Origin of the sequence: Shewanella psychrotolerans (assembly GCF_019457595.1) — a bacterium.
Classification (GTDB): Bacteria; Pseudomonadota; Gammaproteobacteria; order Enterobacterales; family Shewanellaceae; genus Shewanella; species Shewanella psychrotolerans.
In genome coordinates, this window is record NZ_CP080419.1 from 3,015,009 (window position 1) to 3,032,215 (window position 17,207).

General features: G+C 39.7%; 16 protein-coding genes. 8 read left to right on the top strand and 8 right to left on the bottom strand.

Going from position 1 to position 17,207, the window contains the following annotated elements; translation table 11 throughout:
* Positions 1–146 precede the first annotated feature (146 nt).
* Complete coding sequence (locus tag K0I62_RS13375) at positions 147–1,553, top strand: DUF3300 domain-containing protein (RefSeq protein WP_220068588.1); 1,407 nt, start codon at positions 147–149, stop codon at positions 1,551–1,553.
* A gap of 49 nt (positions 1,554–1,602) precedes the next feature.
* On the opposite strand, the gene K0I62_RS13380 is transcribed toward K0I62_RS13375, so the two are convergent.
* The gene (locus K0I62_RS13380; protein ID WP_220068589.1) at positions 1,603–2,346 is read right to left on the bottom strand and encodes a pseudouridine synthase; all 744 of its coding nucleotides are present in this window, start codon (positions 2,344–2,346) and stop codon (positions 1,603–1,605) included.
* 171 nt (positions 2,347–2,517) lie between these two features.
* Here K0I62_RS13380 and K0I62_RS13385 point away from each other — a divergent pair, with 171 nt between their 5' ends.
* Both K0I62_RS13385 and K0I62_RS13390 read left to right on the top strand, forming a co-directional pair.
* A complete protein-coding gene (locus K0I62_RS13385; protein ID WP_220068590.1) occupies positions 2,518–2,868 on the top strand; it encodes a putative quinol monooxygenase in 351 nt (116 codons plus the stop codon).
* Positions 2,869–3,126: 258 nt separating this feature from the next.
* A complete protein-coding gene (locus tag K0I62_RS13390) occupies positions 3,127–3,492 on the top strand; it encodes a group I truncated hemoglobin (RefSeq protein ID WP_258405002.1) in 366 nt (121 codons plus the stop codon).
* 135 nt (positions 3,493–3,627) lie between these two features.
* On the opposite strand, the gene nqrF is transcribed toward K0I62_RS13390, so the two are convergent.
* The 7 genes from nqrF to K0I62_RS13425 form a co-directional block, all read right to left on the bottom strand.
* Complete coding sequence (nqrF, locus tag K0I62_RS13395) at positions 3,628–4,845, bottom strand: NADH:ubiquinone reductase (Na(+)-transporting) subunit F (protein ID WP_220068591.1); 1,218 nt, start codon at positions 4,843–4,845, stop codon at positions 3,628–3,630.
* A gap of 49 nt (positions 4,846–4,894) precedes the next feature.
* Positions 4,895–5,503 (bottom strand): NADH:ubiquinone reductase (Na(+)-transporting) subunit E, encoded by a 609-nt coding sequence (gene nqrE, locus K0I62_RS13400; RefSeq protein ID WP_220063568.1) that lies wholly within the window; start codon positions 5,501–5,503, stop codon positions 4,895–4,897.
* Positions 5,504–5,512: 9 nt separating this feature from the next.
* Positions 5,513–6,136 (bottom strand): NADH:ubiquinone reductase (Na(+)-transporting) subunit D, encoded by a 624-nt coding sequence (locus K0I62_RS13405; protein WP_220063567.1) that lies wholly within the window; start codon positions 6,134–6,136, stop codon positions 5,513–5,515.
* A 1-nt stretch (position 6,137) separates the two neighbouring features.
* Positions 6,138–6,908: a Na(+)-translocating NADH-quinone reductase subunit C gene (locus tag K0I62_RS13410; protein WP_220068592.1), complete on the bottom strand. Its 771-nt coding sequence runs from the start codon at positions 6,906–6,908 to the stop codon at positions 6,138–6,140.
* 114 nt (positions 6,909–7,022) lie between these two features.
* The gene (locus K0I62_RS13415) at positions 7,023–8,237 is read right to left on the bottom strand and encodes an NADH:ubiquinone reductase (Na(+)-transporting) subunit B (protein ID WP_220068593.1); all 1,215 of its coding nucleotides are present in this window, start codon (positions 8,235–8,237) and stop codon (positions 7,023–7,025) included.
* Complete coding sequence (locus K0I62_RS13420) at positions 8,237–9,598, bottom strand: Na(+)-translocating NADH-quinone reductase subunit A (protein ID WP_220071391.1); 1,362 nt, start codon at positions 9,596–9,598, stop codon at positions 8,237–8,239. The genes K0I62_RS13415 and K0I62_RS13420 overlap by 1 nt, the downstream gene beginning before the upstream one ends.
* A 227-nt stretch (positions 9,599–9,825) precedes the next feature.
* Entirely contained in the window at positions 9,826–11,730 is a 1,905-nt protein-coding gene (locus K0I62_RS13425; RefSeq protein ID WP_220068594.1) for a hybrid sensor histidine kinase/response regulator, read from the bottom strand.
* Positions 11,731–12,162: 432 nt separating this feature from the next.
* Here K0I62_RS13425 and K0I62_RS13430 point away from each other — a divergent pair, with 432 nt between their 5' ends.
* The 5 genes from K0I62_RS13430 to K0I62_RS13450 all read left to right on the top strand — a co-directional run bounded on the left by K0I62_RS13430 (position 12,163) and on the right by K0I62_RS13450 (position 17,162).
* Positions 12,163–12,675 (top strand): Hpt domain-containing protein, encoded by a 513-nt coding sequence (locus tag K0I62_RS13430; RefSeq protein ID WP_220068595.1) that lies wholly within the window; start codon positions 12,163–12,165, stop codon positions 12,673–12,675.
* Entirely contained in the window at positions 12,675–13,841 is a 1,167-nt protein-coding gene (locus tag K0I62_RS13435; protein ID WP_220068596.1) for an EAL domain-containing response regulator, read from the top strand. Before K0I62_RS13430 ends, K0I62_RS13435 begins: the two co-directional genes overlap by 1 nt.
* Positions 13,842–13,855: 14 nt before the next feature.
* The gene (locus tag K0I62_RS13440) at positions 13,856–14,449 is read left to right on the top strand and encodes a response regulator transcription factor (protein WP_220068597.1); all 594 of its coding nucleotides are present in this window, start codon (positions 13,856–13,858) and stop codon (positions 14,447–14,449) included.
* 2 nt (positions 14,450–14,451) lie between these two features.
* A complete protein-coding gene (locus tag K0I62_RS13445; RefSeq protein ID WP_220068598.1) occupies positions 14,452–15,798 on the top strand; it encodes a GGDEF domain-containing protein in 1,347 nt (448 codons plus the stop codon).
* 65 nt (positions 15,799–15,863) lie between these two features.
* Complete coding sequence (locus tag K0I62_RS13450) at positions 15,864–17,162, top strand: response regulator (protein WP_220068599.1); 1,299 nt, start codon at positions 15,864–15,866, stop codon at positions 17,160–17,162.
* Positions 17,163–17,207: the final 45 nt, after the last annotated feature.

Genomic DNA, 17,207 nt, shown 5'->3' on the forward strand with positions numbered 1-17,207 from the left:
CTCACGTCACTCTAATGGATTTCAGATCACCCAACAATCTAAATCTTTATCATTCAAATTAAACCCAATAAGGCTTTCAGCTTATGTTCATCTTCACTCACTTATCATGACGGTAAATCAAACAACCGAATAAATTTGGAGACGGTATGAACAGCATAAAACAAGGAACTTTCATCCTGCTTATCGCCCTACTACCGCTATTCGTTGCACCAGCAGTATTCGCGATTGACACCCCCACAGAACATATCGATGAGATACAGTTTAGTGAGGCAGAGCTGGCGCAGATATTAGCGCCTATCGCACTCTACCCTGATAGCCTACTAACCCATATTCTCATCGCATCGACTTACCCTTTAGAGGTTGTCCAAGCCAATCGCTGGCGTGAACAACATAAAGATCTGCAAGCCAGTGAAGCCGTTAACCAAGCAGAAGATAAAGATTGGGACCCCAGTGTCGTCGCGTTAGTGGCGTTTCCGACTGTCTTAGAAAAGCTCAGCGAGGATCTCAATTGGACGCAAAAACTTGGTGATGCTTTTCTACAAGATGAGCAGCAAGTACTGAGCAGCATTCAAATGCTACGCAGACAAGCCGATGATGCCAATAGCTTAGATGATATGGACAATATGAGGGTGACCAAAGTCAACCAAGAGATCATCATAGAGCCAGCAAGAAAAGAGATTGTTTACGTACCCGTTTATGATACTCGTGTCGTCTATGGTCATTGGCGCTGGTACAACTATCCGCCAGTGTATTGGGTTTATCCGCCACGTTATGCCATTGGTTATCCAAACCACATATCGAGTCATTTTTATTGGCACAGTGGCATACAAATTAGCTTTAACTACTACTTTAGTGCGTTTCACTGGCACAACCGCCATATAGTCGTGACCCACCACCGCCACTCGAATCACTATCGTCCGCGTACGCGTATCGTATCAAGTAGCGGTGCACAGCGTTGGGCTCACAAACCACAGCATAGACGCGGCGTAGCGTATCGCTCAACGGTGGTTAAACAGCGCTATAACAGTCATCGACCAAGTACACTGCAAACCAAGCAACTAAGAAGTGCTGAACGTTATGGTAACGCTGCCAAGCCCAAGCACTACAGCACGACTCAAGTTAAACAGAAACGTGAACAGGGTTTTCGTCATAAACTCGCAAACAGTCATGCCAATGCTGACCGAAATATTAAAGCAAACCAAAGACCTGAGTTTAAAAGTAGCTATAAGAGAGATAGTGCTCAACGACAGATAAACAGCTCTGCCACAACGTATAAATCAGATGGTAACAAGCAGTCTAGGAATTCGGCCTATAGGGTCGAGTCACCCAAAACGAAGCCCGTTGTAGGACAAGATAGGACGCATCAAAGGAATAAGAGTATTCAGCGACATAAAGGTGTTCAGCGAGAGCTGAGTCCGCAACGTAATAACAACACCCAACGGGATAAGCGCGCTCAACCAAAAACTCAATATCGCGCTCAAGCTAATCACCAAGCTAGCCGCGAACGTTCAAAGTACAGCTCACAAGGCCGAACAAAGCAACGAGAGCACTAACAAATGAACAAGGCGCAATTTTTTCCCGATAACAGGCCTTAGTCACCAACTAGCGCCTGTTATCTAACTCACTTAACGAAGAAAAGCCGAAACCCTCAACCTCAATATCACTTAAATATCGCCATTCACCACAGGCGACATCACATTCAATACTGCCAACCCGCTCACGATGCAGGCCAACAACACGATTGCCCACCGCAGCAAACATGCGCTTGACCTGATGGTAACGCCCCTCACTAATAGTCAGTAACGCCTCGCGCTCACTGACATAGACCAGTTTGGCTGGCAACGTTAGTTTTGTCTCACCGGGTAACTGTAACCCCTGTTTAAACCTAGCCACCAATTGCCCATCAATCTCGCCTTTGTGTTCACCTTCTATGCTATCTCTCAGCCTTACCCTATACACTTTTTGGCAATGATATTTGGGATTAAACACATTAAACGACCAGCGGCCATCATCGGTGATGAGTACCAGCCCGGTGGTATCCGCGTCCAACCTGCCCGCAATATGCAGTTCATCAGGATTCGGCACATTGAGTAAATTAAAGATGGAGGGGTAATCCCCATCGACATTAGAACATAGGGTGCTTTTAGGCTTATTTAACAATATATAACGAAAAGGACGCGGCAACAGGCGCTCACCTTGAAACTCAATGCAATTACTTTCGTGTACCTGCACGGCCGCATCAACAATCGCATTGCCATTCACCGTGACTTCACCAGCAGAGATAACCAATACTGCTTGTTGGCGATTAAGGGTTGTACTCTTGCACACAAATTTGTCTAACCGCATAGTCTGGCAATATCTCTTTTGATCTAATAGCGGCATTATCCAGTACTGATATGACAGCACAAGCCATTGCTCAAATTTAGCCAAACATCGGTACAAAAAACACAAAAACAACCTAGGGGATCGATGGTGGATGATTTACACTTTGGATTTTACCAAGGAAAAGGCCACGCTATGTCATCACGTGTTTTTGTTATCGCTCAATTTCGTCCCAAAGCAGGTAAAGAGGCCCAGCTATTTGAAGTCCTCAAAGCGTTAGAGCCAGATGCGCTGCGCGAACAAGGTTGTATTCAATACATCTTGACCCGTCAAATTGATCATCCGAGTGCGACCCGCACTGACTATCCAATCGTGTTTAATGAAATTTGGGCCGATGGCGAAAGCTGGGCAGCCCATGGACGCCGCAAACAGATACAGCACTTCTTTGATACCCAAGTTGCCGCCACTGACGGCTTAGTTGACGACGCAATTGTTACCGCTTACACAGACGAGGGTTATAACTACGACGCCCCCGTATTTATATAAAATATAAGTCGAGTACAGCGTAAAACGCAGCTAATCGCTGCGTTTTTGAGCTGTTTTTAAAGATAAAATTCCTAACCCAACTTTAGGGCTAAAAATAACAACTAAGAGCAAATGAATTATCCCCTTACAACTACTTGCTCAAATCAACCGTTATGACAGCCCATTAGCGCCATAATATTCTCCTCAGGCACTACACTTAAAGATCACTATTGAAGATGCTTAATCTCTTCTGTTTGTTTGAATCAACTCAGAGGCAATATGATGAGTGAAACAAGTCTTTATGAACGCCTAGGCGGCGAGTCAAATATAGCCAAAGTTGCAGCCGATATCTTTGATACTCACGCTGCAAATCCGATTATCGCGAGCCGTTACAAAGATTCTAATCGAGATAGGGTTATCGAAAAAGTCACCGAATTTCTTTGCATGGCCACGGGCGGACCGCAGGAATATACCGGCAAGAACATGGTAGATACTCACAGAGGCATGAATATCAATGAGCGAGAATATATGGCGGTGATCGATGATATCTTAGCGGTAATGGCAAAGCATAATGTCGGTCAGCAAGAGCAGCAGGAGGTCTTGATGGCAGCCTATTCGTTGCGAGATGAGATCTTAGGTCAATAAGCAATACCATGGCCGCATCCGAAATCAACCCGCTATTGACAATAATCATCGACCAATACAAATGATGTTATGCTAAAAACGACAAAACGCCCTATTGGACGTTTTGTCGTGTTAACTATGGTAATTCAATTGAGTCTAATCACCAAAGTCATCGAGTAAGATGTTCTCTTGTTCAACACCTAAGTTTTCCAGCATGTTGATCACCGAAGAGTTCATGATTGGAGGGCCACACATGTAGAACTCACAATCTTCTGGCGCTTTATGATTCTTCAAGTAGTTTTCATAAAGTACGTTATGGATAAAGCCTGTGTAGCCATCCCAATTATCTTCAGGAAGCGGATCAGACAAGGCCACATGCCACTCGAAGTTATCATTTTCTTCAGCAAGTTTATCGAAATCTTCCTTGTAGAAAATTTCACGACATGAACGCGCGCCATACCAGAAAGTCATCTTACGCTTGGTCTTCTCAGCTTTTAACTGGTTAAAGATGTGCGAGCGCATCGGTGCCATACCCGCACCACCGCCAACAAATACCATTTCGGCATCGGTTTCTTTAACGAAAAACTCACCAAATGGGCCTGAAATAGTCACCTTGTCACCCGCCTTAAGGTTAAAGATGTAAGATGACATCTTACCTGGCGGCAAGCCTTCTGAAGGCGGCGTAGCAATACGCACGTTAAGCATGATCAGGCCTTTCTCGTCTGGGTAGTTTGCCATTGAGTAAGCACGCAGTACGTCCTCTTCACAGGTTGAAACTAAATCAAACAAGTTATATTTTTCCCAGTCATCACGATACTCAGCAGGAATATCGAAATCGCTGTACTTCACTTGATGCGCTGGCGCTTCGATTTGAATATAACCACCCGCCTTAAACTTAACATCTTCGCCTTCTGGCAGTTTCAGCAGTAATTCTTTAATAAAGGTGGCTTGGTTATCGTTAGAGATCACCTCACATTGCCACTTCTTCACGCCGAAGATCTCTTCTTCGATCTCAAGCTCCATATCCGTTTTAACCGCCACCTGACAGGCTAATCGGCAGCCTTCTTTGGCCTCTTTCTTACTGATATGGTCAAGCTCTGTCGCCAGAATATCGCCACCGCCCGACTTCACCGTCACCCGGCACTGACCACAAGTCCCACCGCCGCCACACGCCGATGGAATAAAGATATTTTTACCTGCCAGTGCGCCAAGTAACTTGTCACCAGCCGTTGTAGTGATGCGCTTCTCTTCGTCATCGTTAATACCAATAGTGATATCACCATTGATGACCAGCTTGCTTTTGGCGAGTAATATCACCATAACCAGCACACACACCACGATGGTGAACATGCCTATGCCTATTGCCATTTCCATCTAATAACCCTTTTCTTTAATGCATCTGATTTAAGCGGGAACACACCACTTAAAACGAAATCCCAGAGAAAGACATAAAGCCCAAAGCCATCAAGCCCGTGGTAATAAAGGTGATACCAACACCTTGAAGCCCAGCAGGAATTGCATGAAACTTCATCCGCTCACGTAGGCCTGCCAACATCACAATCGCCATTGCCCAACCCAGTCCCGAACCTGCGGCAAATACCGCCGATTCAGCTAAGGTATAGTCGCGGTTAGCCATGAAAATAACGCCCGCAAAAATCGCGCAGTTCACGGTTAATAGTGGCAAAAAGATACCTAGGCTTTGATACAGGCTTGGAATGTACTTATCTAAGAACATTTCCAAAATCTGCACCAAGGCGGCAATCACACCAATAAAGGTGATTAGCTGCAGGTAGCTCAAATCCAATTCTGGGTAGCCTGCCCAAGCGAGTGCACCAGGCGCTAACACGTTGGCATAGATCAGCTGGTTTAGCGGTACGGCTAGCATCATCACCACAATAACGGCGATACCTAGACCAAATGAGGTCGATACCTTTTTCGATACCGCGAGGAAGGTACACATCCCCATAAAGAATGACAGAGCCATGTTGTCGATAAAGACAGCTTGAACAAAAAGATTAATATAGTGTTCCATATCCGTTCCTTATCCTCGCTTACGCTGAATGACGTTGATTGCCCAAATCATCAAGCCAATCAAGAAGAAAGCGCTTGGTGGTAACTTGAACATCTCGTTGGTTAAATACCAGCCGCCATTTTCGATAGTGGCAAAGATCTCATGGCCAAATAAACTGCCGCTGCCAAGGAGTTCACGTACAAAGGCGACCCCAAGTAAGATAACGCCATAGCCCATGGCATTGCCCAAAGCATCAACCACGGCTAGATGCGGTGGCATCTTCATCGCATAGGCTTCTGCGCGTCCCATGATGATACAGTTGGTAATAATCAAACCAACGAATACCGATAGCTGACGCGATAACTCGTAGGCCACGTCTTGCAAAATCATGTCGACGATAATCACCAATGACGCAATCACCGTCATCTGAGCAATAATTCGCACACTATTAGGTATAAAGTTACGAATGGTCGAAATAATCAGGTTTGAGAACACCAATACAAAGGTCACTGCCAGTGTCATCACTAGCGCAGTTTGCATCGAGTTACTCACCGCTAGCGCCGAACAGACACCTAGCACCTGCATCGCAACAGGGTTATTGGCAAAAATAGGACCGGTCAAAATATCCCGAGTCGATGTCATACTTTTACTCATCTTAAACCTCCGACGCTTTTAGCTTGTGAAGGAAAGTCTCAAAGCCTTCCTCACCAAACCAGAACTGTACCGCGCGTTGTACGCCACGCCCTGTCATAGTCGCACCGCTCACCGCATCCACACCGTGAACATCGCCTTCTTTAGCGCCGCCTTTAACCACCTTGAAAGATACCTTTCCTTTTTTATCAAATAGTTGCTTACCCTTAAACTTGTCAGTCCAAGCACTATCATCGAGGAAATCACCAATACCAGGTGTTTCACCATGCTCATAAAACACCACGTTTTCGATGGTATTAAAGTCTGGTTTAACCGCCACATAGCCATAAATCATCGACCATAAGCCTTTCCCGTAAATCGGTAGTACCACGGCATGTAGTTCACCGTTATCGTTAAACACCTTAAACACGCGGGCTTTATCGGCGCGGCTTTTGATTTTAGCGGTGTCTTTCTTCGGCTTACTTGAGGTGTCAGGATTGATAGCCGCCATGCGCTCATCAAAATCGAGCACGTTCGCTTCAGTATCAACCACACCAGTATCAATTTCGATTAACAGTGGCGTAACTGATTTTTCGAAAATTTGACGAAAATCTTTATCACCACTGATATCGACATCCGCCGCCATCAATACATAACGCTTTAATTCGTCACGCTTCTTAGCCAATTTGCGTTCTTTCAAGATCTCAGCAGTGCCGGTGATCATAAATGAACAAGAGAGGCAGAGAATGATAGTGAAGATCATGGTCCCCACTACGGTATCTTTCTTAAATGTCATTAGGATTTATCTCCCATATCGACGCGCTCAAAGCAGCTGGAAAGTCGAAATAAAAAGGATGCGATGATCGATGACCATAAGTTTGCAGTCTGAATCTGCAACATCTTTTCTGATTTATAAGGCATTACGCTTTAGCCTCCGCTTCATATTAAGACGAGCAACAACATAATCGAATAACGGTGCCCAAAGGTTGGCAAACAGAATGGCTAACATAATGCCCTCAGGTAGTTTGAGGTTAAGCACACGAATAAGTACTGTCATAAAGCCGATCATCAAGCCATAAATAAACTTGCCTTGACGGGTGTAGGCCGTGGTTACAGGGTCTGTTGCCATAAACATCATACCGAGGGCAAAACCACCAGAAACCAAGTGCCAAGTCCACGGCATGGCAAACATTTCATTCTTAGCAGAACCGATAAGATTGAACATCACCGTAGTAAGCACCATGCCTAACATCACACCAACCACGATTCGCCAATCGGCAAGACGCGTTAGAATAAGCATCAAGCCACCGATTAGGATTGCCAGCGTACTGGTTTCAGCCATGGTACCCACGGTAAATCCAAAGAAGCTGTCCCACCATAAAGGATCGCTAAACGCTTGATACCAGCTGTAATCAGCAAAGCTCATCTTACCCGCAGCGGTTTGCACTAAGGTTGTAGCCCCGGCAAAACCATCAACCGCAACAAACTGAGAAAGTGAAGCAACTTGAGTTGGATAGGCAAAATAGATAAAGGCGTAACCCGCAAGTGCTGGGTTAAGGAAGTTATATCCCATACCACCAAACACCTCTTTCGCCATGATCACACCAAAGGTGATACCTAAAGCGACAATCCATAGTGGCGTCGATACAGGCATAATCATGGTAAACAGTAGCGCAGTAACGAAGAAGCCTTCGTGTAGCTCTTGGCGACGCACCTTAGCGAAAACCACCTCCCAAAAAAGACTCACAAATAGTGCGGTTAGATAGATAGGTAGATAGAAGCTAAGACCATAACCAAACAAGCCGAAAAAGCCTGTCTGTTCAGTCAATCCACCGCCAATCGCGTTAAAGATGAACAGTTGCCATACATTCGGCGCTGTTAATCCTGAAGCCACTGCGAGTTGAGCTTGTAAGCCCAAATTGTAGATACCAAATAAAATGGCAGGCAGTAGACATAAGCCTACTAAGGTCATTGTTCGTTTTACATCAATGGCATCACGCACATGCACCTTCCCCTTGGTGCTGCGGCCATGCAAATAGAGTAGTGAACGAAAGAAGCTGCGCATTGACTGACCATGTGCATAGTAGTCATTTTGAACGTCAGGCTTTTTGCTTGGCTTACTCATTAACCTTCCCTCTCAATAATATCTAAGCAGATACGTAGTTCTTGTCCGTAGTCATATTTCCCCGGAGACACAAACGTACATAACGCTAAATCTTCTTCATCTAACTCTAATGCACCAAGCAACTGTGCTTCATCGGTATCTCGAACCACAAGATCACGCATCAAAAGCAAAGGTAAAATATCGAGTGGCATTACACGATCTAACTGACCAAATGCAATCATCGCTCTTTGAGAGCCACCCGCATGCGTCGTTAAGTTGAATAAGCGCTTGGTACTGCTAAAACGCGAGGTCACTGCGCGTGTAATGGAAAACTTATCTGAACCACCACGCACCCATGATAAGAACTGGTGCTGATCATCTTCTTCCAATACAGAAATTTGTTGATGAAAACGACCAAGAAAATCGTGAACGTCCTTAGCGGTATGGCCAGAAAGAATCGAACCAGATACCACACGATTGTTACCAGGCTTGACTTCGCCCTCAACTAAAGCGCTCAATTGTGCACCAAGTTGAGTACGCAACAAACGAGGATTAATGGCTCTTGGTCCTCCTAGCGCAACAACACGATCAGTATAAAGTTCGCCAGTGAGAAACAACTTGCCGTAAGCAATAACATCTTGGTATCCCAGATGCCATACAGGACGCTCTAAACTCGCAGGTTGAATAAAATGAATGTGGGTGCCAACAAGTCCAGCAGGATGAACCCCACCAAAACGATGACTTTCCACTTTTGCTAAATCTGCGCCAGGTAGAGCATCGCCAGCATCATGGCAAAGATAAACTTTGCCTTGAGTTAAATAACTCACCACTTGCAAACCAGCGGCAAAGGCCTCAGCTTGCTCGGCAATGATGACGCGAGGGTCGGCTGCTAACGGATTGGTATCCATTGCATTAACGAAAATAGCTGATGGCTCAGAATCGAGCTGAGGAACGCGCGAAAAAGGTCGAGTTCGTAGCGCCGTCCACAATCCACTCTCTACGAGGTTTTGTTGCACCGCTTCACGGCTTAACTGAGACAGGTCATCAACCCTTGAAAATAACACCTGCTCATCACCTTCAACAGCAATCACAACCGATTGCAGCACTCGGCGCTCGCCACGATTGATCTCGACAACGACACCGCTAGCTGGTGCGGTAAATAGCACCCCGGGTGTCTTTTTGTCTTCAAAAATTGGTTGACCTTTTTTTACACGGTCGCCAACTTCAACCAAAAGAGTGGGTTTTAAGCCTACATACTCCTCACCGAGTAAAGCCACTTTAACGGGCAGAGATGATGATTCAATCTCCTGCCTTGGCTCACCGGCGATGGGCACATCTAGACCCTTCTTAATTATCTTAATCTTGTCTGAGAAACCTGCCATCGCAAACATCAACCATTTAAAATTGGGGATGGTTAATCGTACGACAAAATTAACGAAAATACCGATATTGAAGTCACATTCCGACACGACTTTGTAACTAAAGAACGAATTTTAGAATAAATGTGTGATCTAAATCACCACAAGAGAAAGGTGAATGTTAACAATGTAGTTATATAACAATAAAACAAGTAAATGCTATACCCGTTATTTAGCTTACACTAAATAGATCAAGTTTTCATGCAGGCAGGACAACATCCAGTCATTAATTGACTGCGAAACAGCCCAATATTTAACGGCTTCTGCAAAAAACACACATAGGGATACGATTCATGATCCAATATCTCACTCTTATCATTTGCAGACAGAATAAAGTAGCGAACGGAATCATCCTCATCTAACTTTTTCATCTGACGAATTAAACTTAAGCCATCAATTTCCTTGAGTCGGTAATCCACAACCACTATCTTGGGTGAAAGAGTCGCCTTTAACCTCAATGCGTCTTCAGCGTTATCTACGGTGACTGGTTTAAATTGATGATTACTCAACAATGCCTTGCCCGCCTCCAAATTAAATAAATTATCGTCAACAAGTAATAAAGGAGCGTTAACCAGTTCTCGGGATAGTGTCGGACTTTTCGCTAGAGGCCGGCACGGAAAGTGAAACAAAACTTTGGTTCCATCACCGCTATGACTGCTAAGCCAAAATCGCCCCCCAATCAGTGATATGATCCCTTTACAAGTGTGAAGGCCTAAACCGATACCAGAACCACGAATTGAACTCAATGAATCCTCTTGTAGAAAAGGCCGCGACAAAACGCTTTTTGCTGAATTAGGCATCCCCTCCCCGAAATCACGTATTAGAACACGGAGAAATGAACGCGCTTCAGCATTAAAAAACCTGTTAATCATATCCAAATGCAATTCAACTCGATCGTCACTACTGTACTTGAATGCATTATTGATAAGGTTAGTAATAATTTGAAATAATTTAGTACTATCAACCTCGACAAAATCTGGAACTTCATCGCTTATTTTTACTTGCAAGTACTTATTCGAAGTATTGCTTAGTACCTGATAATACTGTTCTATTCTTTTGACATAATCCCTAACATTAACCCGATCAATATTAAGCGTTAATGTCCCTGTCTGCGCCTTACTGTAATTAAGCGTATTTTCCGCAACTGAGTTCAGCAAATTAGCTGACCAAAGCATCTTATCGACAATAATGGACTGTGAGTCACTCAAACTAGTCTGTTCGCGTAATATCCGACTATAACCAATTAAGGCATTGATAGGTGTACGGATTTCATGATTTATGCTGGATAGAATTGCAATCTTAGAACGATTGATAAGATGTATTTTTCTCAGTTTTTCAGCGTTCCTAGCTTTAAAAAACCATAAAACAGAAAAAGCCAACCCTAAAATCGATATCATCAGTAAAATCAATAACAATCCAACAACATCTCTAAACGGAACCCTATATTCTGTTTTAAGTGAATATGCATCAAAATGTTCCGTTTCAGAAAAATTCTCGACAGTGGAATACTTAAACCAAGAAAACCATTCTGAATCAAAAGTATCATCACATGCAGAATTTTCTATTAATTCACCACGTATTTTATATGCGACACAAATGTTTTTCTGTTTATCCATTCTTTTTTGCATTCGTTGATGAGATATTGCGTAGACCAAATATGGCATATCAGGAAAAATCGTAGGTAAAGTCAATAACGTATAATCAGATAAAAACACAGCAGGAGTGTCATCTGAATTAACTTCAATTTTCAGATTAGATAGTTCGTTAAGGTACTCCGAATCAGACACATAGGCTATATTTAAATCTTTAGTTAAAGTAAATGCTACCGCAGATTTAACTTTAAGAAGGTCTTTTGTGAAAGCTTCAAATTCTGAAAAAGATATTTCTGATGATGTATTTAAGAATGATTGAATAGAATCTATCAATATTCTATGCTGAAAAAACATATCTTCAGATGAATTCATTACTGCACTTGACTGCTTTACATACACCTCGTTAAACTCATGCTCAGAATGTATCCAAGCCATAGAAACAACTAAAGATGTAATAAAGAAACCAATAAAAAAATAAATGAAAGCATTTTTATTATAAACCACTAAAACCTCAGAATTAATATAAGAAAACCAACTAAAAAGTAGAGCCAGGTTGATACAAACAGAAATATAATAACATTTATAGACATTGATTATCTAGGCTATAAACAATACAAAGCAAATAGGATATTTCCCATAAAACTGAAGAAAAGCCTTACAACACCCACCATAAATCTGATTCTTTTGTAGGAATTAACCTACAAAACCCCAAATAGCTGATTTTAAAGAAATTTAAAAAAACATCATCCAAACTAATATTTGACCACACTCCAGAAGAGGATGAAAATATAACCACAAAACTAACGCCAACATCTTTTAACATTAACGCGCATATTTTTAAAGCTAGAATATATCGCAGAGAATCAACACATGATCAATATCTTCCAACATGATTTTTTAGCAATCAGTTTCTGGCCACGAATATGTGAAGAATTGATGAATAAAGAGCTTAATTTAACTCTAAAAGTTGATGAAGCTTTACCTGATATAGAATGTCAATCAGAAATACAGAAAGAAATATTCAAAAAACAAGACCAAAAACCTAAAACATTACCAACATCTTTGATTTCAAAAGAAATATTAGAAACTAGAAAATCATATCATCCAACAAATCGTTGGCTTGATAAACCATGGTTAGTACCTAAATTCACAGAATACAGCGCTCAAGATGTAATAGTTTTAAACAGTTATTTTATAAAGACAATGACCGATGATGCAAATGAACTAGAGGTTCATCTTAAAAATCATGATATACAAAAAATATTATCGGTAACTCATAGAGTTAAAGGGTCCGCAAGTGTAGCCAGCTGTAACTTCATAAGCTCTATTTGTAACTCGATTGAAACCTTTAGCCTATTCCAGAAAAACGAAAAAAACATATTAATTATGACGACACTGTTAATCGAAACGATTGGAGATGTAATAGAGTCGATGCAGAGGAACGTATAATGTTAAAAGAAAATAGCGCTAAATTTTTAAACGTTGAAGATAATATATTCCAAAGAAAAGCATTAACTATAATGCTCAATGAATTAGGTTACTATGATGTTACAGAAGCCTGTGATGGAGATGAAGCTAAAACTCTTATAGAGAATTTTAACTACGACTTTATAATCACAGATATAAAAATGCCAAAAACGAATGGTATAGAGTTATTATCATTCCTTAAGGAAATAAATTGTAAAAGTAACGTAATAATAATGACGTCGATGAATAATGAAGTGATAGAGTTAGTAGAGGCAATGAGTTATCACTTATGCTTTAACTCATTTGAAGTCACACCTAAACCATGTGATAAAGTGACTATTGACAACTTAATAAATAAATCTATAAACGCTTATGATAAAAATAAAATCATGACTAAACAAAGAGTAACTCTGACGTCGAGTGAATTTGAATCAGCACTAAAAAGTGGCCAAATCATAAACTATTATCAACCTCAAGTATCGGTAGATAATTATGAGCTACAAGGAATAGAGGCATTAGTCAGATGGCAACATCCTTCCTACGGCCTACTCTTACCGAGCGATTTCATGCATTTTTGCACAGATAAAGATATTGATATTCTTTTATTTGAAACTGTATTAAACAATGCCATTAACGATACAGTTGAGAACAACTTAAAATGTCAGCTATCAATTAACATTAGCCAGAAATGTTTAGAATCTGAACAACTTATTAAAAAATTATTAGATATTACAAATAGATATGACTTTGATACATCTACACTGACTTTAGAACTAACGGAATCTGAAGCATATAGTGAAACCTTACAAATGTTAACAAATTTGTGTAACTTGAAATGCCAGAATATCAAATTATCTATCGATGACTTCGGCACAGGATATTCGTCTTTACAAAAATTAGTTAACTATCCATTTCATGAATTAAAAATAGATAGAAGCTTTGTATCTACGTGCATTGAAAACAGTATCACAGACACTGTCACTCAGATGTCAATTGCACTTGGAAAACAACTTGGCCTTACAATTGTCGCCGAGGGTGTTGAGGATCTAAAGACCTTACAACACTTAAAAGCATATGGCATTGATACATGCCAAGGATTTTACACGGGTAAACCTATGTCTGCCATAGACATTCAACAGTATTATTAATGAGAATAAAAACTATGGATGACAAATTAGTCATACTCGTTGTCGATGATCACCCGATAATATGCAAAGCGCTGCAGTTGTTACTTGAACCTGAATGCTATATCTCCCAGGTATATTGCGCTGAAAACTATGATGATGCCGTGCGACTTTATAACCAGATTCAGCCTAATTTTATTATACTCGATGCAGATCTGGGCAGAAGCGCTAACAATGGATTCAAACTATTTACAACCTTGAAAAAATTAAACTTTAATGGCTATTCATTGTGCATGTCTGCTAATGACAACCCTTTACTATCAGAAGCGGCGCTAAATATAGGAATGAATGGTTTCATTGATAAACACCAATCATCAACCTCTATTACGAGTGCGGTCAAAACAATAATGTGTGGATATAGTTTTTTCAAACTACACACAGATAGAGTGTCATTATCTGAAAGAGAGGCTCAAATAATAACATTATTAATTAGTGGAGTAAAAAACAAAGAGATAGCTTTAACGTTAAATATAAGTCCAAAAACCGTATCCACATATAAAACAAGAATATTAAAAAAGTATAACGTCAACAATGTAATCGAACTGATAAAATATAGAAACACGACGAGATAAAAATGTTAAAAAATATATCTAACTCATTTTTAATAGCAATGGCTTTGGCAGGTTCACTCTCTGCTTACTACTTATTCACCGCCATTACATCCAATGATTTTTTGTTAAAAAAAAGTAACAAAAGAATAGCGTCAATCTTTGAGAATATTGTTGAAAACACTCAATTGAAAAATCTCGTCATAGAAATAATGATAGAAAATGGTGGCCATAGTGGAAAATTAACTTTTATGAATTTAGTTGAAAATCTCGCTAACACCAAAGGATTCAACTCATTTAATTATGAATATAAAGAAACCTATCTTGATGAATATATAGCAGATAGTGGAAACATGTTTGTTAGACATACTCTGACAAATATTAATAAAGAAAGCCACAATACTACTACAGTACAAAGTAAATGGTGCTGGGTAAAAACAGATTGTAAAAGCAAAATTTACACACCTCAAAAAACATCAAAACTGGATATTGAATACCAGAAATCTGGCGTCTTAAAAATAACAACTCCAATCATGAAAAATAATGATTTCATCGGTAAGTTAACTATAAAGCTGGATATGAAAGATTCAGAGATTTACAAAACACACAACATTAGCACTACCACTAGAGTTGATTTAAATAATTCATTAACAATCATAAATCTTATCGACAAAAATGCATTGTTTGGTGATCGATTTTCGTATGCAAAAACGTATTTTGTTAGCGAAAACATCATAATGGTAATCAACACTCCTTACACAATACTACTATTAGAAAACAAGAATGAAATAGCAGCTTTCTTTGTCATCACATTTATTTTATCATTAATAACATTAACACTTTTACATGAAAGAAAATACAATATTGAATTACAAGATAAAACATATAAAGATCCGCTAACAAAACTATATAATAGATTGTATTTTGACAGCAATGATTTTTTAACCAACAATAATAACCACTTGAAGGATGGAGGGAAAATAAGCTTAATTACTATAGATGGGAATAAAATAAAGAGCATAAATGATCAATATGGACATCTTGTTGGTGATGCCGCAATAAAACATATTTCAACAGCCATAAAAAGCTGTATTAGAGATTCAGATGTAGCGGTGAGAACGGGTGGAGATGAGTTTGTAATTGTTGCTCATTGTGACAAAAATGCAGCAAAAGAATTAAGTAATAGAATAAAATCCTCTGTAAAATCAAGAAAATTAAGTTTAATGAATATAACTATCACGATTAGTGCAGGCTACACTGAGTTAGCAGAAGACGAGTCTCTTGATAATGCAATTAACCGAGCTGATAAGTTATTATATATAGATAAGTCCAACAGCAAAGACAGCTCCTATGAGTTAGCTGACACGATGTAATAAAGTTTCTACAACCAGAACATATTTACTTATAAAAAAGTTATTACAATCAATTAAAGACTAAAATGAGCAAATTAAATATAAACACCGTCATCGTAGATGACTCCCCTTTGATTTTGACAAGTATTAAACTGTTACTCAGAGAAATAGGGATAAATGATCGACAAATATATACATGTAAAAGCTTTAATCATGCTCTAAAAACATGTGAAGTTGTCGATGTAGGGCTATTCATTTGTGACTTTAATTTAGGTCATGGACTCAATGGTTTAAGACTTCTTGATGAACTGAAACACCTAAATCTATTGCCAGGCTACGCCACCGTAATCATGCTGACAGGAGAAAAGAGTTCCCCCATAGTCTATAGTATTCTTGATTACCAGCCTGATAGCTATATTTTGAAACCATATAGCCCTAAAGACTTTAAGACCAGACTGATAAAGTGTGTCAACTTTAAACTTTATCTAAAGCAATTTTATATTGAAAATCATAATAAAAACTATAAAGAAGCCATACGTCTATTGGATTTATATTCTGAAAAACGTATTGATTACCAAAAGCAAATTACCAAGATAAAGGGTAATGTGTTGCAACAATGTAATGAATTCAAACTCGCTTATGAGCTTTATATCCGAGCTATTGAAACAGACAACGAAGACTGGGCTAAACTAGGGTCTATCAACTCGCTGATATCAATGAATAACATTAAATCTGCAGAGGATAGTTTGCATGATTGGTTAGGAAAAAAGGATCAAAAAATACCATTAGCGGCCTTTGATACACGCATAAAATTACTTCTGCTTTCAGATGAAATTATCAAAGCACAGGAACTATTAGAAACATGTAACATCCTAATACCAAATAATGCTGAACGATGGCTACTATTGGGGCATGTTTATTTTTCACAAAAAAAATATACTTTAGCAAGTAATACGTTTGAAAATTACAATGCCATGGTAAGTGGAACATTCCGAAATAATTTTGTCTCTTCTTACTTTTACCTTAGGTGTAAACTAATATTAAAAGACACTAACGTTAGAATGCTTATGGATAAATTCACCAAGGAAAATATATCCAACGAAAAGTTGGGAGCAGAAGAAAAACAATACTATTTATTGCTGCAAGCACATAACGACCTATTAACCGAAAAGTCGGAACCCGCTAAACAAAGAATTATTTCTATTGCAAAAAACTACAATGCACTTTCGATAGAATCATTAATTCACTTAATAATCCTTCTTGAATTGACCGGTAATAAAAAAGAATCATCTCAGATAAAAAATTTTGCTTTAGATACTTTGAAAAATAATTTTCCTAGCATTGAATCTCAAATTAATAAAAACACAATTTTAAACTTTAAATAATTACCAGCAATTTATAAAAAAGTTAAGCAAACTACAAATAAAAAG

Bases quoted from the DNA above. Each gene is read 5' to 3' on its own strand.
- K0I62_RS13410 (WP_220068592.1), bottom strand. From the start codon at position 6,908: ATGACATTTAAGAAAGATACCGTAGTGGGGACCATGATCTTCACTATC.
- K0I62_RS13380 (WP_220068589.1), bottom strand. From the start codon at position 2,346: ATGCGGTTAGACAAATTTGTGTGCAAGAGTACAACCCTTAATCGCCAA.
- K0I62_RS13435 (WP_220068596.1), top strand. From the start codon at position 12,675: ATGTTAAAAGAAAATAGCGCTAAATTTTTAAACGTTGAAGATAATATA.
- nqrF (WP_220068591.1), bottom strand. From the start codon at position 4,845: ATGGAAATGGCAATAGGCATAGGCATGTTCACCATCGTGGTGTGTGTG.
- nqrE (WP_220063568.1), bottom strand. From the start codon at position 5,503: ATGGAACACTATATTAATCTTTTTGTTCAAGCTGTCTTTATCGACAAC.
- K0I62_RS13390 (WP_258405002.1), top strand. From the start codon at position 3,127: ATGATGAGTGAAACAAGTCTTTATGAACGCCTAGGCGGCGAGTCAAAT.
- K0I62_RS13450 (WP_220068599.1), top strand. From the start codon at position 15,864: ATGAGCAAATTAAATATAAACACCGTCATCGTAGATGACTCCCCTTTG.
- K0I62_RS13375 (WP_220068588.1), top strand. From the start codon at position 147: ATGAACAGCATAAAACAAGGAACTTTCATCCTGCTTATCGCCCTACTA.
- K0I62_RS13385 (WP_220068590.1), top strand. From the start codon at position 2,518: ATGTCATCACGTGTTTTTGTTATCGCTCAATTTCGTCCCAAAGCAGGT.
- K0I62_RS13445 (WP_220068598.1), top strand. From the start codon at position 14,452: ATGTTAAAAAATATATCTAACTCATTTTTAATAGCAATGGCTTTGGCA.
- K0I62_RS13415 (WP_220068593.1), bottom strand. From the start codon at position 8,237: ATGAGTAAGCCAAGCAAAAAGCCTGACGTTCAAAATGACTACTATGCA.
- K0I62_RS13430 (WP_220068595.1), top strand. From the start codon at position 12,163: ATGAATAAAGAGCTTAATTTAACTCTAAAAGTTGATGAAGCTTTACCT.
- K0I62_RS13405 (WP_220063567.1), bottom strand. From the start codon at position 6,136: ATGAGTAAAAGTATGACATCGACTCGGGATATTTTGACCGGTCCTATT.
- K0I62_RS13420 (WP_220071391.1), bottom strand. From the start codon at position 9,598: ATGGCAGGTTTCTCAGACAAGATTAAGATAATTAAGAAGGGTCTAGAT.
- K0I62_RS13440 (WP_220068597.1), top strand. From the start codon at position 13,856: ATGGATGACAAATTAGTCATACTCGTTGTCGATGATCACCCGATAATA.